Origin of the sequence: Morganella sp. EGD-HP17, assembly GCF_000512315.2 — a bacterium.
GTDB classification, from domain to species: Bacteria; Pseudomonadota; Gammaproteobacteria; order Enterobacterales; family Enterobacteriaceae; genus Morganella; species Morganella morganii.
This window is the reverse complement of the sequence record NZ_AZRH01000009.1, coordinates 141,874-165,637: the sequence shown is the minus strand read 5'-3', so window position 1 is coordinate 165,637 and position 23,764 is coordinate 141,874. Positions and strand designations below refer to the sequence as shown.

General features: G+C 50.7%; 12 protein-coding genes. 3 read left to right on the top strand and 9 right to left on the bottom strand.

Annotation, left to right across the window (positions count from 1 at the left end; all coding sequences use genetic code 11):
- Window positions 1–6: 6 nt before the first annotated feature.
- The 4 genes from X965_RS11405 to X965_RS11390 form a co-directional block, all read right to left on the bottom strand.
- Window positions 7–765, bottom strand: coding sequence for a fimbria/pilus periplasmic chaperone (locus X965_RS11405; protein ID WP_004234901.1), 759 nt, complete (start codon window positions 763–765; stop codon window positions 7–9).
- Window positions 762–3,419, bottom strand: a complete 2,658-nt coding sequence (locus X965_RS11400; RefSeq protein ID WP_004234900.1) for an outer membrane usher protein — start codon at window positions 3,417–3,419, stop codon at window positions 762–764. Before X965_RS11400 ends, X965_RS11405 begins: the two co-directional genes overlap by 4 nt.
- A 21-nt stretch (window positions 3,420–3,440) precedes the next feature.
- A complete protein-coding gene (locus X965_RS11395) occupies window positions 3,441–3,998 on the bottom strand; it encodes a fimbrial protein (protein WP_015423006.1) in 558 nt (185 codons plus the stop codon).
- A gap of 69 nt (window positions 3,999–4,067) precedes the next feature.
- The gene (locus X965_RS11390) at window positions 4,068–4,595 is read right to left on the bottom strand and encodes a fimbrial protein (RefSeq protein WP_004234897.1); all 528 of its coding nucleotides are present in this window, start codon (window positions 4,593–4,595) and stop codon (window positions 4,068–4,070) included.
- Between the two features lie 653 nt (window positions 4,596–5,248).
- On the opposite strand from X965_RS11390, the gene X965_RS11385 reads away from it, so the two are divergent.
- Entirely contained in the window at window positions 5,249–5,812 is a 564-nt protein-coding gene (locus X965_RS11385) for a tyrosine-type DNA invertase (RefSeq protein ID WP_004234895.1), read from the top strand.
- Between the two features lie 179 nt (window positions 5,813–5,991).
- Window positions 5,992–6,942 carry a nucleoside hydrolase gene (locus tag X965_RS11380; protein ID WP_036418132.1) on the top strand — a complete coding sequence of 317 codons (951 nt, stop codon included), beginning with the start codon at window positions 5,992–5,994 and terminating at the stop codon, window positions 6,940–6,942.
- A 426-nt stretch (window positions 6,943–7,368) separates the two neighbouring features.
- On the opposite strand, the gene X965_RS11375 is transcribed toward X965_RS11380, so the two are convergent.
- The 4 genes from X965_RS11375 to X965_RS11360 all read right to left on the bottom strand — a co-directional run bounded on the left by X965_RS11375 (window position 7,369) and on the right by X965_RS11360 (window position 13,375).
- Window positions 7,369–8,514, bottom strand: coding sequence for a porin (locus X965_RS11375; RefSeq protein ID WP_004241268.1), 1,146 nt, complete (start codon window positions 8,512–8,514; stop codon window positions 7,369–7,371).
- 400 nt (window positions 8,515–8,914) lie between these two features.
- A complete protein-coding gene (locus tag X965_RS11370) occupies window positions 8,915–10,162 on the bottom strand; it encodes a sigma-54 dependent transcriptional regulator (protein ID WP_004234891.1) in 1,248 nt (415 codons plus the stop codon).
- On the bottom strand, window positions 10,155–12,077 hold the full coding sequence (locus tag X965_RS11365) for an ATP-binding protein (RefSeq protein WP_247711757.1): 1,923 nt from the start codon (window positions 12,075–12,077) through the stop codon (window positions 10,155–10,157). The genes X965_RS11370 and X965_RS11365 overlap by 8 nt, the downstream gene beginning before the upstream one ends.
- 77 nt (window positions 12,078–12,154) lie before the next feature.
- A complete protein-coding gene (locus X965_RS11360; RefSeq protein ID WP_170927056.1) occupies window positions 12,155–13,375 on the bottom strand; it encodes an ABC transporter substrate-binding protein in 1,221 nt (406 codons plus the stop codon).
- Window positions 13,376–13,937: 562 nt separating this feature from the next.
- Here X965_RS11360 and X965_RS11355 point away from each other — a divergent pair.
- On the top strand, window positions 13,938–15,341 hold the full coding sequence (locus tag X965_RS11355; protein WP_015423009.1) for an MFS transporter: 1,404 nt from the start codon (window positions 13,938–13,940) through the stop codon (window positions 15,339–15,341).
- 112 nt (window positions 15,342–15,453) lie between these two features.
- Here X965_RS11355 and X965_RS11350 read toward each other — a convergent pair whose 3' ends face one another.
- Window positions 15,454–22,731 (bottom strand): autotransporter outer membrane beta-barrel domain-containing protein, encoded by a 7,278-nt coding sequence (locus tag X965_RS11350; protein ID WP_036418128.1) that lies wholly within the window; start codon window positions 22,729–22,731, stop codon window positions 15,454–15,456.
- Window positions 22,732–23,764 lie beyond the last annotated feature (1,033 nt).

Here is a 23,764-nt window from a genome sequence, read left to right as displayed (position 1 = left end):
GTCTGTTCAGTTACCGGCAGCCGTTTTTGTCACACGGCACTCTGCGCCGCTGCAACTGAACTGCAACTGCGGGCGGCCGCCGTAGTCGTTGATATAACTCAGCACCGGCGCACTGCCGAGAGCGGCTGCACTCAGGCCGAGTGTGCCCTGACTTTTCGGTGCCACCATCAGCGGGGAGAACCCGTTCAGGCTTTTGCCGCCCAGCCCGCTGAGCGCATCCACAATCGTCACGTAATACGCAGTCGGGTTATGGACTTCATAGTGATCACCACGGCGCGTCAGGGTGATTTTTTCCTGCCACGGATTAGTCAGATCCGTTTGTGAGGCATAGATAGCTTCCGGGCGGTAAAACAGTTTGATGCGGGTCTGCAGGGCGATTTGCAGGACATTCTGCCGGTTGCTGCGCGGCGGAATTTCCCGCAGATTGAAATAGAAGACACTTTCCCTGTCCTGCGGCAGTGCGGCGATCGCCGGTAATGCCTGAATTTTTACCTGACTTTTATCACCCGGCTCAATACGCTGCACCGGCGGCAAAACCACCAGCGGTGACGAAATTTTTTCTCCGTTCTGATCCTCAATCCATCCCTGCGCCAGGTACGGCAGCTCTTTATTCAGATTGCTGACATTCAGGCTGACAGATTTCTCTGCCCCGTTGAAAATGACACGGGTTCTGTCCAGCGCGATAGCCGCGTGCGACTGTGCTGAGGCCAGCAATACAGCGGCAACGGCCAGAACAGAGAGACGGGTTTGTTTAACTGACATCATAATGAATCACTCATTTCGTTACGTGTGGAAGGTGCCGGGTCTGCCCGGCCTGTGATATTCAGCCATTTCCCCTGCTGCGGGCGGTCAGCCGGCGGCGGGGAAGACGGCAGCGCAACCGGCTGCGGTTTTTCCGGAACGGATTGCGGCTCTGCGCCGCAGGTCAGCAACAGGGTGTACAGCGCGTGTCCCGGCGCAAGCTCCGGCACCGTCATCCGGCACGCAGCCTCACTGCCGCGCCGCAGCGTCAGAATATCCCCGCTGTTAATGCCACTGAGATACACCTGCCCGCCGTCATTGACGATCCCCAGTTCGCGGTTATCCGCCGAAGTCACCACCGCGCCGAACGGCGGCTCGCTGCCATCTGCCAGACGGATAGCGGCCATGGCTTTTTGTCCTGACAGCACATCAAACTGACGGTAGCCGATGGCGCCTTCTGTCAGCGTCAGTTGCTGAACAGAACGACGTGCTTCCGCATTTTCCGGCAGTTTGTTGATATCGATGGCGGCACTGTTGCGGAAGTAATTATTCATATCCGGCAGAACGGCTTTCCCGAAGCGGTTGGTATAGCTGAGTGCCCCGGTACTTCTGACCGGCACATCCGCCACACCGCCGGTATCCACCAGCAGACGGGCGCTGCCCGGCATATTGATGCGGTGGAATGCCCCGCCCTGCGGTGTCATTGTCACCCCGCCCTGAAGCGAGAGCGATGCGGAGGTATATTCCCCGTCAATATGTCCGGCACTGGCGGTGACCAGCGCGCTGTCAGCATAGTGCATGTAATAGCCGTCAACGGAGGCTTTGCCGTTGCTGCTCAGACCAGTACCGAGGCGGTAACTGTTGTTATCATCCGGACGGTCGTAATAACTGACGTTATGAGAATTACCATGACGGTTGATCATGCTGTTGTAGCTGACCGTGGCGCGATCCCCCAGCGGCATGCTGATATTGAGATATACCCCGTCATCATTCTTATCCTGATATTTATTGCGGTAAGCGGATAAGCTGATATTGATGTTCTTATAACTGCCGATATCCATATACTTCGCCAGCGACAGGTTATAGTTGTCGTTATCCGGCCGGTTCCAGTAAGTCTGGTGGCTGTAGTTCAGATAGGTGCTCAGCCCGATATCCGGGAACTGCTTGCTGAACATGATGGTGTACAGCTCTTTATTGTTATCCGCGCGGTTATCGCTGTAGCGGCGATCCAGATACTGATTCATGCTCATAAAGTCGCGCTCGGAGAAACGGTATCCGGCGAACGTGACCTGGCTGTCCAGCTCCTCAAACCGTTTGGAATAACTCAGGCGGTATGAGCCGCCGCGATACTGTTTGTCTTCCTGCGGCAGACGGGCAAAAGACTGGGTGGCATCAAAAGAGATGGCCCCGAAGGCCATCAAATCACGACCAACACCAAGAGAAACGGCGTTATAGTCCCCGGCAACGAGGGAGCCGCCGTATAATGACCAGCCGTTACTGATCCCCCATGAGAATTCCCCCATACCAAAGACAGGGCCTTTCCCGTGACGGCCGATTTCGGACGGCTGCCCGGCGGCGAGTTTGTACTGCACCCGGCCCGGACGGGTCAGGTAAGGAATGCTGGCGGTATCCATCTGAAATGACTGTACAGAGCCATCCTGCTCCTCCACCCGGACATCCAGTTTGCCGCTGACCGCATCATTAATATCCTGAATACGGAACGGCCCCGGCGCGACCAGAGTTTCATAAATCACCCGCCCCTGCTGGCTGACGGTAATTTTGGCATTGGTTTTCGCCACGCCGGTCACTTCCGGTGCATAGCCGCGCAGATTCGGCGGCAGCATATTGTCATCAGTGGCCAGATTGACCCCGATATAGCGGAAGTTGTCGAAAATATCCGAGCGCGAGAAGGTTTCCCCCATCGTCAGTTTTGCCTGTAATGAGGCAATCGCCCGGTAGAGATAGGTCTGACTCCATGTCCAGTTATGTTCGGAGCGATCCCCGGAACCGGTGGTGTGACGGAGATTCGCCTGCCAGTCGGCACGGACACGCCAGACCCCGAGGTTTGCCCCGGCGGTCCCGTTCCCGGTGACCTGCTGTGTCTGTTTGCCGTGTGCCGGGTCATTAATACCGGCATTCACGTTGTAATCAAACAGCACGCCGGAAATTCCCTCATCCCAGCGGGAAGGCGGATCCCAGTTAGCGGCGGTGTATTCCAGATAAGCCTGCGGCAGTGTCAGGATAAGCTCGCTGTCCGCCAGTTTCGGTGACACCGACATACCCGGCAGTGACGCCGTATCCAGACATTTGCCGTTATTCCACCAGCGCAGGCGCTCTGCCCATTCCGGTTTCAGTCCGGCCTGCGCTATCAGCTCCGGGGATAAACAGGCGGCACTGCCTTTCGGATCATCCGGCGGCACAATATAAGAGACCGGATAACTGTCAGGTAACTCACTGTTATTTACCCGGATAAAAAAGTCGTAGGTGCCGGGCATGATATAGCCGGCACGGGAAAAATCGGACAGATCAATATTCTGTTTATCGTTTACATCAAGAATATCAGTATTAAATTCAACATCCTGATTATCCGGATAAGCTGCCTGCGGGATACCGGTCAGAATTAATGAAATCAGCACTGTCAGTCTCCGGCGGGAGACGGTACTCAGCGGAATTACCATAATGGATCCAGTCAGCTCGGTTTAATAATATTCCAGCTTGAAACCCACTGTTGCCCGGTAATAACCGGACTGAAGTTCATCACTGTTTTTCACGAGACGCGCCTGATATCGCAGCGCCATATTATTGAGATCAATATCTGCGGGCGGTAAGGGTTTGCCGGGAACCGCCTCATTCCCGTTGCGGTCTGAAATCGATAAGGAAGCCCCTTTGCCGGAGCCGGTCAGCTGAAAACGTCCGTCCTGTTCAGCCCCCTCAAACGTGACCCGGAAACGGAGATTATCCGCCGCACCGCCTTTCACCGGCTGCACGGTGCATTCCGCCAGCCTGATCCAGAAGTAGTCTGCGGGTCCCTGCCCTTCATCACGCAACTGCGGAACAGAAACATCGGTCAGCGCCACGGCCTGCTCACGGCTGGCGGTGGAAATAGTGCAGACCGGCTCGAGGATCGTGCCCTGCATCTGTACCGCACCGAAACGCAGACTGGTTTTTGCATCCTGTTTCGTTTCACCTGCCGCTGTATAAGAGGAAAAACACACTATTGTTATCAGCACTCCCTGAGGGATGATTCTGCTCACCATTTCCTGCCTCCGCTGAACGCACGCAACTGAAAAGCGGCACGGTTCATCCCTGAGCCGTACCGGCATTAATTACTGATAAGTCAGTGCGAATGTTGCGATAGCGGTGAAGTCACCCGGAACAGCGGCTTCAGCAGCAGAACCCTGTAAATACGCTGCGAAGTTCAGGTCGTTATTACCGTCACGCAGAGCCTGCGCCGCGCTTGGTGTGCCTAATTTGATCTGTTTGCCGCCCGCATCAGTAATAACAACCGCCGCGTTTTTGGCAATCCCCTCAATACCCAGGGAACCGGCCAGAATATCAGCCGCCTCAGAACCGGTGAAAGTGGTCTGTACCGTTTTGTAGGTTTCTGTGGTGCAATTCTCTAATGCGATTTTAAAATCACGGGAATTACTGCGGCCGCCGTCTTTCAGTGCGGCAGTGGAGATCTGGCCTAACGGAACAGTCTGGTTTTCGGTATCAGGCGTAATAGAGCAAGGCGCGTCAATAATTGAACCGGTGAATTTAACAGTACCGTGTCCCTGATCAGCAGCAGATGCCGCACCTGCAACCACAGACATACCAAAGCCCAGCACTAATGCTAATTTATTCAAAGTCATGTTATTTCCTATATTACGTTCTGCTTTTTTGATATTAAAAATAACGCGGTCACACGCGGAAATATGAAACCGCGCGGCGTTATCGTTATTTGATGAATATGTCTGTTCCGTTATCCGGATATATGAAAAAACGGGACAAAATACATCAAAATGTCCCGTTAAGAATGAATGGCTGTTATCGAATAAAAATTAAGAAAGCTGTTCTTTTTTATCACGCAAAACAGGTTAATATCGCGTTTCTACCCCTCTCTGTTTTTAAGCACTGTCAAAAATAATGACAGCGGTGAAGCAGGCAGCCTCTGCCCGGCAGAAGAAAATATTAACCTTTTAAAAATTAATGAGTTATGTGTTGCTAATTTGGCTGACACATCAATATTTGACTAAGGGAAAACCTTTAGTGATAATTACAAACAATTTGATGTATTTTGTCTTTTTTAAAATTAAGAATATTTACCTCTGTACAATGGCCTTAAATTGATCTGTCTCAGATTAAAAAAAGCCAATTGCTGATTGGTTTTTATGAATATATTGTCAATACGTAAACACTTTGTAGTACTTTCTTTCCTGTCCGTTGTCTTTATTCATTTTTATTACTTGCTATAGTGATATCTCTGGTTTTTATGAACTTATCGGACAATAAACAGGAATAAATCATGGACAAACGTAAGTTTCTGACCCGTTATGAAGTTGACGCCATCCTGAAAGAAGCCCGGAAAAGCCGGTATGCCGAACGGAATTACTGCATGATTTTAATGTGCTATCTGCACGGTTTCCGCGTCAGTGAATTATGTCATCTGTCACTTTCTGATATTGATCTGGACAGCCGCCTTATTTATGTCCGGCGTCTGAAAGGCGGGCTTTCCACCACACAACCGCTTATTGATATTGAATATAATGCGCTGGTGTCGTGGCTGAATATAAGAAATACCTGGCGTAACCGGGATTTGGAATGGGTATTTTTATCGCAGAAAAGCGGGGCTATTTCCCGTCAGCAGGTTCATACCTTATTAAAACAGTACGGCAGGGCTGCCAATATATCCGTGGCACCACATCCGCATATGCTGCGCCATGCCTGCGGCTATTCCCTTGCGGATCTCGGCCGTGATACCCGTCTGATTCAGGATTATCTGGGACACCGGAATATTTCCCATACCGTTATTTATACCGCCAGTAATTCCAAACGTTTTCAGCAAATCTGGGATCCTCTCCGCGGATAATCCGGCCACCTGTCTCTGAACTTTCTCTGTTCCCGTAAACAGGCATTATTCTCCGCCGTTATTGTGTTATTCCTGTGATTACCCGGGCACCGCTCAGATTTTCGGGCGGCTTATTATTTTTCCGGGCGCAGAGTATGTAACATAGCGGTGAATGTAAACGGACAGATAAAGAGGAATATGTGAAGAAAAAAATCATTCTTGACTGCGATCCCGGCCATGATGATGCCATCGCACTATTACTTGCTTACGGTAATCCGCAGATTGATCTGCTGGCGGTCACCACAGTGGTCGGTAACCAGACACTGGAGAAAGTGACACGCAATGCGCTGGCGATTGCCCGTATTGCCGGTATTACCGGTATTCCTTTTGCGGCGGGCTGCCCGCGCCCGCTGATCCGCGAGATTGAAACCGCGCCGGATATTCACGGCGATTCCGGCCTCGACGGACCGGTATTGCCGGAGCCGGTGCTGACATTAGATTCGCGCCATGCAGTGCAGCTGATCATTGATACCATCATGGCACATCCGCCGAAAACCATTACCCTGGTACCGACAGCCGGACTGACCAATATCGCGCTGGCCGCCCGGCTGGAGCCGCGTATTATTGACCGGGTCAAAGAGGTGGTGCTGATGGGCGGCGGCTATCACACCGGCAACTGGAGTGCGGTTGCGGAATTCAATATCAAAATTGATCCCGAAGCGGCACATATTGTGTTTAATGCGGGCTGGCCGCTCACCATGGTGGGGCTGGATCTGACACACCAGGCGCTGGCAACCCCGGAGGTTGTCAGCAAAATTGCGGCAGTCGGCACAGCACCGGCACAGTTTGTGCTCGAACTGCTGGAATTTTTCGGCACCATGTACAAAAGCGCCCAGGGATTTGATTACCCGCCGGTACATGACCCCTGCGCGGTCGCGTATGTGATCGATCCGTCCGTGATGACCACCCGCAAAGTACCGCTGGACGTGGAGCTGACCGGCACACTGACTCTCGGTATGACCGTTGCGGATTTCCGTTCGCCGGCTCCGGCGGATTGTCCGACACAGGTGGCGGTAAAACTGGATCACTCCCGCTTCTGGGATCTGGTCACGGATGCCCTGCGCCGGATCGGGGATGTCCGGGTTGCATAACCCTTCTGATGTGCCGGTTCACCGGCACAATACATAAAGTAATCTGATCGGTAACCAGCCTGACATTACAGAGCAAATCATCAAAAATATTATTCATATTTACTTACATTATGTATCAATTAATCATAAGCAAAAAATTAATAAATGAAACCCTAAAATCACATCAATAGTTAAATGTTTTATTCTGAAATGAACTATTATTACAACGTTCGAACAAATTCTTATTGGTGATTTGTCTGTGTCGATTCAAATTACAAGCAATAAGCCAAAAAAGGAGGCAACCGCCTCCTTTTTTACTGCCTGAAAAAAAGTGGAATAATAACTCACACGATTAAAAAGTTTTCAAAAGTGATTATTTCACTGATTTTCAGATATAAAAAAAGGAGGCTTTCGCCTCCTTTTTCATTATACGTTCTCTGAATTAAATCAGAACTGGTAAACTAAACCTAAGCCCAGTACGTTGTCGGTATTGATACCGGAACCACGGGTGAAGTCGTTTTCGTCTAACAGGTTAATTTTGTAGTCGATCAGAGCAGACATGTTTTTGTTGAAGTAGTAGTACGCACCTAAATCAACATATTTAACCAGGTCCTGGTCGTCGCCGTAACCGCCGCTCAGGCTCTTACCTTTAGACTGCAGGTAAGCGATGGACGGACGCAGACCGAAATCGAACTGATACTGAGCCACTAACTCGATGTTCTGAGTTTTGTTAGCAGTTAAGCCACGGTTGTCGTCGTTAGTACCGTAGTGAGTCATGTTACGGGTTTCGCCGTAAACTGCTGCCAGGTACAGGTTGTTAGCGTCGTATTTAGCACCGAAGTTCCATGCTTCTGCACGGTCACCCAGAGCGCCGCTTGCCTGGTTGTATTTCTGACCGTCTGGACGTGCGGAGCTTGAGTACGCACCACCAACACTCACACCCCAGCCGATGTCATACGCGGTGGAGAAACCGAAACCGTCGCCGTTAGCAGTGTTATCATAGCTGGTCGGGTCACGGAAATCGCTGGTACCACGGCTTGAGATAGAGTTATCGTCGTTCGCGCCCTGATACTGTAATGCGAAGCTCAGGCCGTCAACGTAACCGAAGAAATCAGAGTTACGGTAAGTCAGCAGGTTTGCAGCACGACCGGTCATGTAGACGTCGGTCTGAGTCATGGTGTCGTTACCGAAGATTGGCAGCACATCGGTCCATGCGTTGGTGTCATAGATAACACCGTAGTTACGGCCGTAGTCCAGTGAACCGAACTCAGCAAATTTCAGACCAGCGTAGGCTAAACGAACTTTGTTTTTGTTGTCGCCTTCAGTACCGTTGGTTTTGATTTCGTTTTCGAAACGACCAAAGCCGGTTAATTGATCAGTGATCTGGGTTTCACCTTTGATACCGATACGGAAACGGGAGTCATCACCGTTCTGGCTGTCACCATAGTGGTCATTGTCGCTGAATAAATGACGAACATCGACTTTACCGTACAGATCCAGTTTATTACCGTCTTTGTTATAAATCTCTGCCGCGTTTGCAGCGCCGCTTAATGCAACGAGCGGGACTAATACAGCTAATAATGTCTTTTTCATTTTATATTCCTATTATATTAACCACTACTCTCTGACCCTATTTACACAGAGCCTTGTAGATTATTCCCCCTGAAAGTTCATATTACAACACGATCTCAGCCCCGATTGACGCTAAATAGCAAGATATGTCAAAAAAAGCACTTATTGCATGGATAATGTGACAAATAGTTTCAAAACCAAAGCATTTATTGTTAAACAGCAATAAGGTAAAGCGCACGAATCGCTAATTTTGATATTAACATTGGTGATAGTCGTTATATTTGATTATTAACGTCATCGTTAAAATAATACGAATAAATCATTCAAAAATTTTAAATTAAACCCGGATGAAAACAAATAAAAAAGCCGGTTTATTTTATACAAACCGGCTTACGGGTAAAAACCATCAGATTAATTTATGTCATATACGGTAGTGATGCTTGTCCAGCCCGTACTTTTTCATCCGCAGATAGAGTTTTTTACGCGGGATTTGCAGATACTCTGAGACATCGTTAATTCGCCCCTGGTGGATATTCAGGGCTTCGGTGATAATCTGCCGCTCATAGCTCTCCACCCGCTGGTCCAGCGCAGTCGGTGCCACGGACGGCAGCAGCGGGTTCGCGGTATCGCCCATCGGCATAATCCCGACCGCATACAGCTCCGCCGCATTCGCCAGTTCACTGACATTGCCCGGCCAGTGCCGGCGGGTCAGTTTTTTCACCAGCGGCTCCGCAAGGTTCGGCAGCGGATGATTCAGACGGGAACAGGCCTGTTCCAGATAGTAACGGAATATCGGTGCAATATCGGCTTTGCGCTGGGACAACGGCAGGCAGGCAATCTGTGTCATGGAGAAACAGTAATAGAGCTCAGCGATAATCTTCTGCTGTTTGGTCAGCATAATCAGCGGCGTGTCGGCAATCCCGATCAGACGGAATATCCGCTGCTCCTGACGGATATGCTGTACCAGCCAGCGCTGCTGGCTGAGCGGCATCAGATCGATATTTTTGATCACCAGTGTGCCGTCCGTCACTTCATCCAGCCAGGCATCCAGCGGGATCTCCTCATCACTGAGCAGGGTTTTGATGACCAGCGGCCCGCATTTATTGCTGCTTATCTGATGCAGGTAGCGCGCCAGATAGGTGCGGCCGCTCCCCGGCTCACCATGCAGAAAGACCGCAGCACGGGTTTCCGCCAGTCCGCGCAACTGCTGGCGGACGTGCTCTGTCCATTCACTCTCACCAGCAAGATTCAGTGTCAGCTGCTCTGAGCTCCAGCGGCGCTGGGTTACCCGCTGTTTGCGGGCTGCCAGAGCTTTTTCTGTCAGGGTCAGCAGATGCTCCGGATCCACCGGTTTCTGCAGAAAATCCCACGCCCCCTGTTTGACGGCTTCCACCGCCATCGGCACATCACCGTGGCCGGTGATCAGCAGCACCGGCAGATATTTGTCTTTTTCCAGGAACAATGCCATCAGATCGATACCTGAGCACCCCGGCATACAGACATCACTGAGCACAATACCGCACCAGTCGCGGTGAACCAGCTCTTTTGCCGCCAGCGGGTCATGACAGGCATAAACACGATATCCGGCCTGCTCCAGCAGCATACAGTAAGCTTCCAGGACATCCGTATCATCATCTATTAATAAGATATCGTAGTTATCATCAAGCATATTCAGTTACCTTTTTAAAACACAGGATCACACATCCGTGGCGGGTCAGCGTGGATGCGATCCGCAGGCTGCCGCCCAGCTGCTGCATAATGGAGCTGCTGACAGACAGGCCGATCCCGAGGCCGATTTCTTTACTGGTGGTGAAGGGTTTCATCAGTGAGTCCGCCAGCGCCATCGGCCAGCCGCAGCCGTTATCACTGATAAAGAGAGAAATCTCATCGGCGGACTCTGTAAAATCAATCACAATTTCAGCTGCTGCCGGTGAGGCATCCAGTGCATTGGAGAGCATATTGACCAGCACCTGCTGTATGCCGATAGCATCCCCCTGCACCTGCGGCAGAAAGTCCGGCTGGTGCAGGGTGACATCGCGCATTTTGTTCTGTAATGCGAGGATATCCCACGCATCCTGAATGCTCTGATGCAAATCAATCGGCTGCAGTGTCGCGCCGTCATCCCGCCGCCGGGCAAACTGGCGCAGAGAGCGGATAATGCCGTCCATCCGGGTAATAAGCTGCGCGGATTTATTCAGGGCATTCACGGCATTGGTATTTCCTTCCGCCGCCAGTGCCCGCTTCGCCATATAAACGTGCATGGATAATGCATTCAGCGGCTGATTGATTTCATGCGCCAGGGTGGTCATGGTCTGCCCGACCACGGCCAGTTTCGCCGTCTGAATCAGCTCATTTTGTGTAGCCCGCAGATTGGCCTCAATGGCTTTTCTGTCGGTGATTTCCTGTTCCAGCTGCGCTTTCTGCCGGTTGATCTGGCCGAGTGTCTGGCGCAGCAGCATGGCCACACGGCCGATTTCATCGCGCCCCTCAACCGGGATTTCCGCGGTCAGATCACCGTGTCCTATCCGTGCAACTGCCTGATTCAGCACTGTAAAACGCCTGACCAGCCGGGTGCGGATAAAATAGTGGTTAAAGATCACGGCCAGTAATAACGCCAGCAGCGCAGTAATAATAATGATAATGCCGCTGTAACTCATAATGCCGGACAGATGGTGATTCAGAGACTGTAACTGGCTGTGGCTGTTATCAAGCTGCACATCGAGCTGAGTGCGGAACCGCTCCAGAATGCGATCTTTTTCTGCCGTGGCGGCCGCCAGTTCCGCTTTCGCCGCGCGGTAATCTTTCAGCACGCCGGGCATTTTGCTGTCAGACAGACCGATATCCAGCAGTTCATCAATAGTCTGGCGCAGTGTCACGGTGCTCGGATACATATCCGACGCCGTTTCGTTTGATTCCGCTCCGGACTTCAGATAAGAGAGATAGCGGACATAACTGTGCGAATCCGCGCTGCTTTCCGTACTTTCATTCTGTTCATCCCGCAGACGCCCGGTCAGATCGTCCATAATCTGCCCTTCCAGCCGTGCAAGGGTATAAATCAGCTGTAACTCCCCCTGTACCTTGCGCAGACTGCCCTGCAGGGCGATAGCCCGGGACGGATCCTGCTCTGTCTGATCCAGCAGAGAGCCCTGCTGCCAGCTGATATCCTGTGACAGTGAACTGAGTTCGGTACTGAAATCGTCATGCAGCCAGGCAATCCGCGCGGACAGCGTATTCACATTCTCCCGCGCCAGAAACAGGGTATACAGGGCATTATCGAGACGCTGCAAAAGCGCCTGTCCCTGCTGCACAATCGCGGCGATCTGTACCTGATCCTCGCCGCTCAGTTTCCGGTTGATCGCTTCGATCTGTGATAAATGAAGCGTGATCTGATTACGCAGCTGCAGACGTGCTGCAGTATCCGGCGCTTTCAGGAACTCATTCAGCTCATCCACCAGCGTATTCAGTTGTCCCTCGATCAGAAACGACGCCTGAATACGCGGAAAATAATCCCCCAGCGCGTAGCGGATCTGCCGGTTCTGCGCCTGCCAGGCGTACAGGCTCACACAACTGACAATCAGTGTCATCAGCGTGCCGATAACAAACGCGCCGCGCAGGATCGCGCTGATACTGAAACGGCCGATATAACGGGCAATACGCTGTTTCACCGGACTTTCTCCAGTTCCGCAATCGCTTTGCGCTGTTGCTCGCGGAAGAACTGCTGCCAGCGGATATACTCTTCCTCCGCTTTGCGGTTATCGTCAAAACGTGAGTAATAGGCCGGGTCGGCACTCTCCTGTGCAGAGACCGGCATGGCGGTCAGCAGAGCACGGATATGCGGCAGCGGGCGTTTCACGCGGGCTTCGGCGGTATACAGGGCACGCCAGGCGTCGATGGATTCCGTCAGACGGAAGGTGATCGCGGTATCAAACAGCTGCTGTACCATACGCTGGCGTTTGAGCACCAGATTCTCATCCATCTGATGCGGGGAATTCAGCAGGCGGCGCTGCACCGGCTCACGCGGATTTCCCTGCGGCAGCGGTGTGACAGGATATTTACCGGTGCTGCTGTCCGCCAGCACGTTCTGCCCCTGTTCACTGAGCAAAAAACGGATAAAGGCGCGGGCCTTGTCTTTATTCAGACTGTGACGGCTTATCGCGACGAAGGTCGGGGATGTCGCGGAATCCGGCAGATAATTAAAGGCCAGCTCCGGATCGCCCAGCAGCAGCCAGGCGTAGTTATCAATCACCGGCGCGGCACCGCCCAGCCCTGCTTTGATTTTGTCCGCCACACCGAAACTGCGTGATGAGATAGTCGCCAGATTCCCGGAAACATTGAGCAGCAATGCCCAGCCCTCATCCCAGCCGCGCTGCTGTAACAGCGATTCGACCATCAGATGATAGGTATCCGAACGTGACGGGCTGCTCATCAGCAGCAACCCCTGATAGCGGCTGTCGGTCAGGGAATCCCACGATGCCGGAACCGGCAGATTATTTTCCGCCATCCGCCGTTTATTCACCAGAATGCCGTAACCGGAAAATGCCACCGCTGCCGCATTATCGCGCAGCCGCAGCGGTACCAGACGCCGGGAGACCTCCGGCAGATCTGTGAGTTCCGCCAGCCGGTCATGTTCCTGCAGATGTTGTAATAACATCGGCGAGGATGTCACCACCAGATCCACATCTTCCAGTGCCGGGGTATCCAGCAGACGCTCCAGTGCCGCACTGGTGCGGTTAATGGTACGGATACGGACAGCACCGGGCTGCTGCTGCCAGCTGCTGATAATATGGGCTGTTGCTTCCGGTGAAAACGTGGTGGCGATCACCAGTTCATCCGGTTTCGCCGTGGCTGACAGACTGAACATCAGTACGGCGGCGGTTATCATACTGGCCGCAAAGCGGCGGATTCGGCGTTGTGGCATAAGCTGGGTTCTGTATTCGTTTGCGGGGTGTGATTCACATCATAAAAATGACATCTTTTTCAGTTTGTCGCAAAAGTCCGTTTGAGACAAATATTACCCGTTTGTTTACCGGCATCTGCGCCGCAGATATTAAATAAAATAACTAACAGGAACGGTAACCGGCCTGATATTTTAAATCATCGCCATAAACAGATAATAACAATGCAGGAAATAATAATAGCAATAAATCACCATAACAACAAAACAAGAATAAAAGCCTTACAGTTCAATATAAAAGCTGTTAATTCATTTTCACTTATCATTTGTTTTATTAATTTTTTCTTTTATTTCATGCTAATACAAAATAAACATATAAATAAACTTATTTGTGTCAGTTTATGCCTTTTATATTTAATATTGAGTCAAAAGTGACTCAAAATCATGATATTGAGATATTTATTCAGCCGGAACATGATAACCCTGTCAGAAAAAAAACGACCATACACACAGTAATCCTATTTTAAAATACATTTCTGCAGGTGAAATTATGCTGTCATTTTTAAAGCCGGCTATGGCAAAAAATAAAGTAGCACCCGGAAAAGTGCCCGCCACTTACAAACGTTATCGTGTTCAGGCATTGCTCAGCGTGTTCCTCGGTTACTTAGCGTATTATATTGTCCGCAATAACTTTACGCTCTCCACACCGTATCTGAAAGAAAACCTCGATCTGACCACAACGCAGATCGGTATGTTAACCAGCTGCATGCTGATCACTTACGGGATCAGTAAAGGAATTATGAGCAGCCTGGCGGATAAAGCCAGCCCGAAAGCCTTTATGGCCTTTGGTCTGATCCTCTGTGCCGTTGTTAACCTCGGTATGGGCTTCAGCAGCGCGTTCTGGCTGTTCGTCGGTTTCGTTGCCCTCAACGGTCTGTTCCAGGGCATGGGCGTCGGTCCTTCTTTTATTACTATCGCCAAATGGTTCCCGCGCCGTGAACGCGGCCGTATCGGGGCTTTCTGGAATATCTCCCACAACGTCGGCGGCGGTATCGTTGCGCCAATCGTGGGTGCGGCTTTCGCGGTTCTCGGTACCGAGCACTGGCAGGCGGCAAGCTACGCGGTTCCGGCAGTTATCGCCGTAGTCTTCGCTGTGATCGTCCTGCTGCTGGGTAAAGGTTCTCCGGAACAGGAAGGCTTACCTGCACTGGCAGAAATGATGCCGGAAGAAAAAGTGGTGTTATCTGATGCGCAGAAAGAGCAGTCTCCGGAAAATATGTCTGCATTTCAGATTTTCTGCACCTATGTACTGAAAAACAAAAACGCCTGGTATGTCTCTTTTGTTGACGTGTTCGTGTACATGGTTCGTTTCGGGATCATCAGCTGGCTGCCGATTTACCTGCTGACCGAGAAAAACTTCAGCAAAGATCAGATGAGTGTGGCCTTCCTGTTCTTCGAATGGGCTGCGATTCCGTCCACCCTGCTGGCAGGCTGGCTGACAGACAAACTGTTCAAAGGCCGCAGAATGCCGCTGGCGATCGTCTGTATGACCCTGATTTTCTTCTGCCTGATCGGTTACTGGCAGAGCCAGTCCCTGGCCGTCGTCACCTTCTTCGCTGCGGTTGTCGGTTGCCTGATTTATGTGCCTCAGTTCCTGGCATCCGTGCAGACCATGGAAATCGTCCCGAGCTTCGCGGTCGGTTCTGCGGTAGGTTTACGCGGTTTCATGAGCTACATCCTGGGTGCAACCCTGGGCACCACCCTGTTCGGTTTCATTGTTGACCGTATGGGCTGGCACGGCGGTTTCTATCTGCTGTTAGGCGGTATCGTCTGCTGTATCATCTTCTGTATTCTGTCTCACTTCGGTGCGCTGGAACTGGAACGTAACCGCCAGCAGGCACTGTCAGAAGAAAAAGAAACAAAAATCAAATTAGAACCTGCTTCTGCAAACTGATTTCACACTGTTCGTTACCCTTTCGCGCCGCGGCGCTGACATCAGGAACGTTATTGATAAAAAAAAATCCCCCTGTGGCAACACAGGGGGATTTTTATCTCAGCGGTTCAGCTTATTTCCACTGGTATTTCACGCCGATCATCGCACGGTCACCGGAGTAATCATCCGCGCCCATCTGATGAGAAACGTTACCCCAAACTGTCCAGTTTGGTGAAATCTGCCCTTCCACACCGGCTTTGATCTCAAACCGGTTCGCCGGACGATCATCACTGAAGGTGTAGTGTTTATTAAAGGTCATATCACTCTTCGCCGTACTGTGCAGCCAGTTTACCTCAACAAACGGCTGCGCGGATTTATCTGACTGCTTCTGGTTTGCGTAGGTCAGACGGGCCCCCAGACGGGTATCCACACTGTTACTGCGCCCGCCTTTCATCACCAGACCGGTGCCGCTGCTGCTGTCATCAGAATCATACGAATTAAAGATAACCTGCGCCTGCGGTGTTAACAGCCACTGTTTATCCGCATCCGGTTTGTACACCGCCATGCTGTAGCCGGTTTCAACAGAAGCACTGACTAAGCGGCTCTTATAATCCGATGAACTGCCGGCCATGGAGACTTTATTATCAAACCAGGAATACTGTGCCCAGACATCCGCATAGGCATTGTTTTCATCTTCGCGGTTCTGATACCAGGTGCCGTATAAACCGACGCTGTAAGCACGATCAATTTTTGCATCGGCTTTCGTACCGGTCCGTTTAGCGCTGCTGGTGTAATCAGACTTACCGATTGCGCCCATGATACCGCCGCGGATCGTAGTGTCCTGTGCATCATTGTTCCAGTTGATAATATCGCCGCCCAGCTGGGTGGTGTAGGTATCCCCTTTCAGACGCAGTGAACGGCTGACCGCATCCTGACGCTGACGATCCCCGGTGATACGCAGCCAGACAGAAGAGGCGTTTTCATCCCCTTTAAAGCTGTCGGCATAGTGTGGCTCGCCCAGGCGATCATGCAGGGTCATGGAGAACATGCCCAGTGCCGCCGTGCGGTTAGCCATGTGTCCGCCGATTTCCGGGTTCACGTTACGGTTCGGATCTTCCTTGTTTTCATCCGGCGGATAAACATTGGTATCGAAAGAGTCGAGATACCAGCTGTCATCTTTATACCCTTTGTGTAACAGGTATTCGTATACCCCGATAGCAACCGGCCCGCCCAGTTTAAAGGCATTTTTATCGGATTTTCCGCCGACATGAACCACTTTAATCGCATCCGGCTGTTTCAGGGTATCTGCACCTTCGCCACCAACATTATTAATGTTCAGCGTGGTCGCGCCGTTTTTCCCGGTGTACACATTACCGTCAACCACCAGCTGGTCAGTCATTGTGTCTTCATGACCTCTGTTCAGCACGGTATTCAGTGTGATCGAACCGCCGTTCGCAGTGAAATCCCCGCCGACATTCAGACGGCTTTCAGTTTCTTTCTGACTCGCAAGCCAGATGCTGCCGCCGTTGTTGACAAAGTTGCCGTCAACGCGGTAATCCGTTGCCTGTCCCAGATCTTTCTTATCCAATTCACCGACATAGAACTGACCGGCGTTATTCACGCTGCCTTTCAGTGTACCCTGTCCGGCAAATGTTCCCTGAGTACCGATATTCACCTGACGGCTGTTCATCACCAGCGCGGAATCATAGCTCCCCGCCTGTAATGTGCCGTTCTCAATCTCCGTTGCACCGGTGTACTGCGCCGATTTATCTGTCAGCGTGATACGGCCCGCGCCCTGTTTCACCAGTGTCCCTGCCCCGGTGACGCTGTTGGTCAGATCCCACGGCTGTTTGCCGTCATTGTGCGTCAGCACCAGCGTACCGGCGTTTTCAATTGCCGCGCTGCCGATATGCTCTGCCTGTGAGGCACGCAGTGTACTGTCTGCATCCGTGGTGAAACGTCCGCTGAACCCGCTGTTATCTGCCGTCAGCTGAGCATCCGATTTCTGTGCGATTTCGGTGGTGCCGCTGCCGGTCAGCTGATTACGCAGCAGACCCTGCGCGCCTTCCGTGCGCAGTGTACCCGCCACGGCGACCAGGCTGTCTCCCAGACCCGCGATATTACGGATAGTGACCTGTGCAGGCTGATCGATAGTCACTGCGGAATGCATCCCGCTATTTGCCCCAGTGACAGTCAGTGTGTCATTATTCACCACCAGCTGACCCGCCTGAGTACCGCTCAGAGAACCGTTTACCTCACCGCCGTTTTTCACCGTCAGTTTGCCGTTACCCAATGCCACCAGGCTGTTTACCGCAGACGTGAGTTTCCCGGCGGTCTGCTCTGTACCGGCACCGGCTGTGCTGGTCAGTTCAACTGCGGTACCGGATGCCAGATCCAGTAACTGCGTATTCCCTAACACATTATCCGCTTCTGCCCGTAATTTGCCGTGACGGACAAACGTGCTGCCGGTGTAATCATTGTTATTATTAGACAGCGTGACGTATTCACTCGCGGTATCAATTGCCAGGTCGCCCTGTCCGGTGATTTTCGCCCCGAGGTTAGCCGCCGATCCGGATTTTCCGGACTGTGCTGCCAGCACCAGTGCATCACTGCCTTTGCCCTGCAGATCCACTTCGGTCAGCTGATAAGCCACATACAACCCGTCCGCTTTACCGCCGGCGTTTGCACTGGTCTGTAAGTCGTAATCATAGGTGCCTTTCGCCACCACTTTGCCGTCCTGGCGCAGATCCTGTTCTGTCTTCGTATTTGACGGGATCACATTACCGTCTTTATCCGTCAGCTGCAGATTCAGCCCGCCGGTGTAATCCGAGGCTTTACCGGCATTGACCAGCTGAACCACGGAATCCCCTTCATCCTGCTCCAGCAGCGGCACTTTGTTATCCGCTGACGGCGTTGGCAGATTATCAAAACCGTCCGCTTTCACCTGAACAGTGCCTTTCGCGTTGTCCAGTTCGAGGGAGTTCACGCTGAGATGACCATCCGCCTTGCTGCTGCCGGTGATATTGTCGTTAAAGGCCAGTGTCCCGCCGCTCATTGCCAGGCGATCAAATGACTGTGTGCCGACGCCTGCGCGGACGGTTGCAACAGATTTATCACCGATATCCAGACGGGATTTTTGCAGCGCGCGGGTGTTATCACCGGCGATATCAAATGTGCCGTTTGTCAGACGCAGCGTGCCGGTGAAGTTATCCCCCGCAAAAGCCGCGCTCTTATTATTAAAGTCAAACGCCTGACCCGCTGTTGAGGTGGTGACCAGACCATCCCCCTGCAACTGATGGGCAAAGGTATCGGCTTTATTCTGATTGATAAACAGCTCACCGCCCTGTTTTACGGTGATACCGTCATCTGCTGTCAGTTCATTCAGCGTGATATCGGTATTGCGCAGTTCAAAACGGCCTTCCTCAATATTCAGTTTTTCAAAGCCGCTGATTTTGCTGCTGTCCTGTAATACATAGTGGCTTGCTTTGCCCTGCAGCGTCAGTGCATCCTGTCCGCCGCTGCCCGCCTTCAGATTGCCGAACAGGGCATCACTTTGTGCTTCAGAAACATTTTTCAGAATCACATTGTTCTGACCATTACCGACAGTACCGGTCTGTAATTTGGTACCGCCGTTCAGTGTCACGGTATTGTTGCCGTTACCGGCTGTCAGAATGCCGGTTACCGCTTTTTCGAGCATTTCAATGGTGTTATCACCGTGGCCTGTCGCGATATCACTGGTGTTACCGCTCAGCGCGATGGTGTTATTACCGCCGCCCAGCACCGATTTTCCGCTGATCGTGCCGCCGTTGGTGAAGCGGATATTGCTGTTCTGATGTGCATCCACCGCCATACCGCTGGCACCGGCAGTCACAGTGCCGCTGTTGGTGAAGCTGAAATCGTTTCTCAGCGCAGTCAGATCCACCACGCTGTGGTCAGATGCTGACGTCAGTTTGCCGCTCTGTGTGATGTTTTTAGTCCCACCAAGCACCACCAGTGCGGATTCCCCTTCTGCTGATTCGATATTCACATTCATTCCGCTGATAACATCACCGGAAGTATTGGTCACAATACCGTTGCCGCCCTTATCTTTTACATTGATAGTGGTGCCGCCGGCGCCGGAGGTGTCGAGCTTGCTTTTCGCCATCATCACCCCGCCTTTGCCGTCATCCGCTTCCAGCTTCAGACCGGAGGCATTCTCACCGCTGACATTGATGGTGCCGGTGCCGGACAGTTTAAACGCGCCGCTGTCATCATCTGTATTCAGCAGATGCAGACCGCTGCCACTGCCGGTGACTTCAATATTGGCGTTATCCAGTTTCACGTTTGAGCCGGAATGGGCCCGTACCGCATCCGCCGAGTTTTCACCGAGGATCTTACCTTTGCCGCCGATGGTCATTGAGGCATCTTTATTCAGACGGACTGCGGCGGTACCGTTATTGGCGGTAATATTACCGGTGTTATTTACCACGGAATTCCGGCCGTAAATATCAACACCCACACCATTCACGGTAATATCGGTGGTGTTATTAACCGTCCCGGTTTCCACACGGATGCCGGTGGCGTTATCCGCTTTGCTGAAATCAATATTACCGTCGTGATTGAGCACACCGCCGTTGATCAGCTTATAACCGATCGCGTTTTTCGCGATATTGTCATCGGTTCCGCCTGATTTCAGGTGTGCTTTTGAAGTCAGTGTGGTTTTATCTGATTTTTTCCCGGTCGCATTACCATTAATATCGTAATAGTTACCGTCAATCACCGCGATGGTTCCGCCTTCGCCGGTAACACTGATGGTAGTCTCTTTATCCAGAACAACCTTACCGTCCGCCCCGGCACCATTAGCCAGATACAGCCCGGTCGCGTCGTTCCCGTTGACATTCAGTTGCATATTGCCGGTTTTTACTTCAGTACCGTTATCCGCAATATAGAAACCACGGCTTTTTTCGCCGTTGATATCAAAGGTATAAGTTGTGCCTTTGCTGCTGTCACCCAGGAACTGCGCTTTCTGGTCAACACGGAATAACGTGGAATCGTTATTATCCAGTGTCAGAGCTACATCACTTGCGCCGAAATTGATCCGCGAACTGAAGGTTTCATCTGCCCCTTTACGCCCGGCGATCCAGTAACCGGTCTGGTTAATGGAGTTTTTATCAAAAATAACGTGACCGCTGTTAAGGTCGATTTCACCGCCCACACGGGCAAAGACCCCGACGGTGTTATTGCCTTTCAGCTCAACGGTTCCGCCGTCGATAATCACTTTCGCATCATCCGCGCGTACCCCGGTAGTGCGTGCCGGTTTGGTGCCGCCGGTGGTGGTTCCGTTGTTGGTGGCAATCACCTGCCCGTGGTGAGTAATCGTGCTGTCGCCCAGCGCCAGCAGGCCAATCGAGCCTGCCCCGGAAACATTAATCGTGCCGTTGTTTTCAATAACATCCTTAACACGGTTCGTGCCTGACACCCGCATACCAACAGTATTGGTACCCGCCACATCAATTTCACCGTTGTTAACGACAGTCAGCTGTGAATCCGCATTACGGTTCGGCGTTGATGCCACGTTAATGCCGACCGCATTACTGACACCTTTGTTAATATCGATTTTTCCTTTGTTTTCAATCGCATATTTTTCACCGGCTTTTGCGGTTTCATCCAGCAGTGCAGCCACGGCGTTCGACATAATCCGCATATCCCAGGTATCGTCTTCACGGCCGCCGGACAGGCTGACATCGTCTTTACCCATCAGAATATCGCCGTTATTGATAAATGAAGCGCCCTTGACCTGCACGCCGGTCACGGTTCCTTCATTTTTGCCGATCCCTTTCTGCCCCAGCAGCAGTTTGCCGCCCTTTTCGTTGGTGACCAGAGAACCGCCGGATGCAGTCACACCGGTGTTGGCAATTACATCTTTATCTGTCGGATCATTATTGACGAGGTTGAAGGCTTCAACGGCAATGGTACCAAGGTTGGTATAGTGTGCATTTTCACCGGTAACCTGATCACCGTAGATGCGGGTTTTACCGTCGCCCAGCAGTAACGTACCGCGGTTGGTAAATTCCGCATTATCGATTAACGCATTCTGCCCTTTGTAATTCGGCACAGAGGTTGTGGCATCATGGAATACTTTTGCGCCATCATGCGCAAAAATATGGTACGCACGATAACGACCTGAATTTGATGAAGTTTCACCACGGATATCCGCACCGTCCTTAATATTCAGCACACTGCCTTCACCGGCGGCCTCAAAAATGGAGCGTCTGCCGATATTGGCGGTAATGGCGTCATTCAGACGGATATCTTTATCTTCCAGACCTTTCAGGTCGATATTAACGTCAAAATAATCTTTATCCTGCGGACGCGGGACAACCGTCGCTTCAATCAGCGCTTTGTATTCCGCCCCGGGTAATACGTTATGTGTTACTGCGTCAATCAGTAACGCGTTATACGCCGCCAGTCCCTGTGCATTGCCGATGGCAAAAGTGTCACCAAGGGCATACGTTTTTCCTTTCGATGTGAACCCGTTCAGCTCTTTTGGGATAGCGACACTCTCAACCAGTTCATTCTGCGGCTGGAAGGTGTATTTGTATTCACCGGAAGATAAATACATGCCGTAAGCTTCACCGAACGTAACGTGAAGTTTGCTGGTGGTATCAATAGTCGCGGATTTTCCGCTGTCTGCGGCAGCCACAAACAGTGAGCTGTCTTTGATGTAATTGATATCCCAGTCAACATTGTCAGCCGCTGTCATATTCAGCGTACCGTCTTTAACTTCTGCCAGTGTCAGATGATAGAACGGGGATAATTCCGGCTGTTTTTCCAGCAGATACACACCCAGCTGCGGATCGATGTTTTTTTTGAAGGCATCGGTGTTGTAGGCCTGCATGACGGCGATTTCCCCGTCTTCCTTCTTCCAGGTAATCTCTTCCATCGCTGACGGGTTGTCCGGGACCTGCCAGTCCTCGATCGCATTCAGGGATGCATCACCCGGAACTGCCACACCATCACGGTATTCGGTAATCGAAATAACCTTATTTGCATCCGTATTTTTCGCCCATAATTCCTGCAATGAAAACCAGGTTTCATGATAATCAAGATTATTGGTGAATTTCGTCTTTTCATTATTTAAATTAAGATCTTTAACGCTGCCGTCATTAATAACCCGGGATTGTTCTTTTTCGTTTGAATTATTTACCCACGTTTTAGTTGTGCTGTCATATTGCGCAGGGCGATACTCAGTTTCTAACCACTGGCCCGCAGGATCAGCTGCTGGTGCAGACACGCTCAGCCCGCAGCCCATCAGCATTGCCAGTGATAACAGCGCCAGTTTTTTTCCTTTCTTTGCACCCTTTGCGAATTCAGATGCGACAACAGAATTCCCTGTCCGTTGATTTTTTACGACTTTGAATATTTTATTCATTGTTTATTTTTCTCAAAATTGAAGGACGTGAATAAGGAAATTCCAGGTGCAGAAAACCCTGACGCATTTAATGCATCACAGAAAAAAATGTGCCGTCACCTGAGCGGCTGACGGTTATCAGCGTAATTGGGTTATTTAATTAATTTATTTAACGTTCACCTGAATTGCCCTGTATCCGGACTCAGAAAATTTTACTTATGGTTGAATCGGCGGCGTATTATAGAGAGGGGATTTCGAATGTCTATAGCGGTTTTAGGAATCATCCTAAGCGAAATTCACTACAAAATGATCATAAAAAGATAAATAACCACAAAATTACAAATTGGACGCGTAATTACTTATAGGTAGTACTGATTATTTTTTTGATTTCCCTCACCCGAATACAGCCACTCACTGACATTTAATGTGTCAATAACTAAAATAATCGAATACTTAATTTATAATAAGATTTATTTTTGGATTTATTAACTAATCATTTTGCAATGTATAATTCATTCAATTTGTTTCCAAACATAACGTAATGCATACTTCCGTTACATTATTACGTGAATTTTTATTCATGAAATATGAATTTAAAAAACTTTAGCTTTTTTTGGATTATTTTTTACAAAAAGCACAAATAGCTCATTTTACGTATTAAACGCGTACAGACTTTAACTCACAAGCAGCTTTCGTGATACAAATCACAGTAAAATGCCGATCAATTAACAAACACAAATAAAACAAAAAAATAACAAAAAAGCGCTGCCAGCGGGAAGGCACCTCCGTTATCATTAAGCTAAATTACTTATTTGAAGTGTTTAAAGTAAGAGCTTTGCCTTATTTAAGCGGTTAAGCACACTATTTTCGTCATATAACCAAAAATAGCAGTGAAAAATAGCAGTGCAGGAGAAACGCAGAAGAGCACTTCCCCACGATCAAATACGCATTTAATACGTATAACAATACAAACAGCAGGTACTACTCAGATCGTACCCAAAACAAATGTCCCTTCATCAGAAAATGCATTTTCATGCATTACAGACCTGAATTT

Bases quoted from the DNA above. Each gene is read 5' to 3' on its own strand.
- X965_RS11405 (WP_004234901.1), bottom strand. From the start codon at position 765: ATGATGTCAGTTAAACAAACCCGTCTCTCTGTTCTGGCCGTTGCCGCT.
- X965_RS11400 (WP_004234900.1), bottom strand. From the start codon at position 3,419: ATGGTAATTCCGCTGAGTACCGTCTCCCGCCGGAGACTGACAGTGCTG.
- X965_RS11395 (WP_015423006.1), bottom strand. From the start codon at position 3,998: ATGGTGAGCAGAATCATCCCTCAGGGAGTGCTGATAACAATAGTGTGT.
- X965_RS11390 (WP_004234897.1), bottom strand. From the start codon at position 4,595: ATGACTTTGAATAAATTAGCATTAGTGCTGGGCTTTGGTATGTCTGTG.
- X965_RS11385 (WP_004234895.1), top strand. From the start codon at position 5,249: ATGGACAAACGTAAGTTTCTGACCCGTTATGAAGTTGACGCCATCCTG.
- X965_RS11375 (WP_004241268.1), bottom strand. From the start codon at position 8,514: ATGAAAAAGACATTATTAGCTGTATTAGTCCCGCTCGTTGCATTAAGC.
- X965_RS11370 (WP_004234891.1), bottom strand. From the start codon at position 10,162: ATGCTTGATGATAACTACGATATCTTATTAATAGATGATGATACGGAT.
- X965_RS11365 (WP_247711757.1), bottom strand. From the start codon at position 12,077: ATGACACTGATTGTCAGTTGTGTGAGCCTGTACGCCTGGCAGGCGCAG.
- X965_RS11360 (WP_170927056.1), bottom strand. From the start codon at position 13,375: ATGATAACCGCCGCCGTACTGATGTTCAGTCTGTCAGCCACGGCGAAA.
- X965_RS11355 (WP_015423009.1), top strand. From the start codon at position 13,938: ATGCTGTCATTTTTAAAGCCGGCTATGGCAAAAAATAAAGTAGCACCC.
- X965_RS11350 (WP_036418128.1), bottom strand. From the start codon at position 22,731: ATGAATAAAATATTCAAAGTCGTAAAAAATCAACGGACAGGGAATTCT.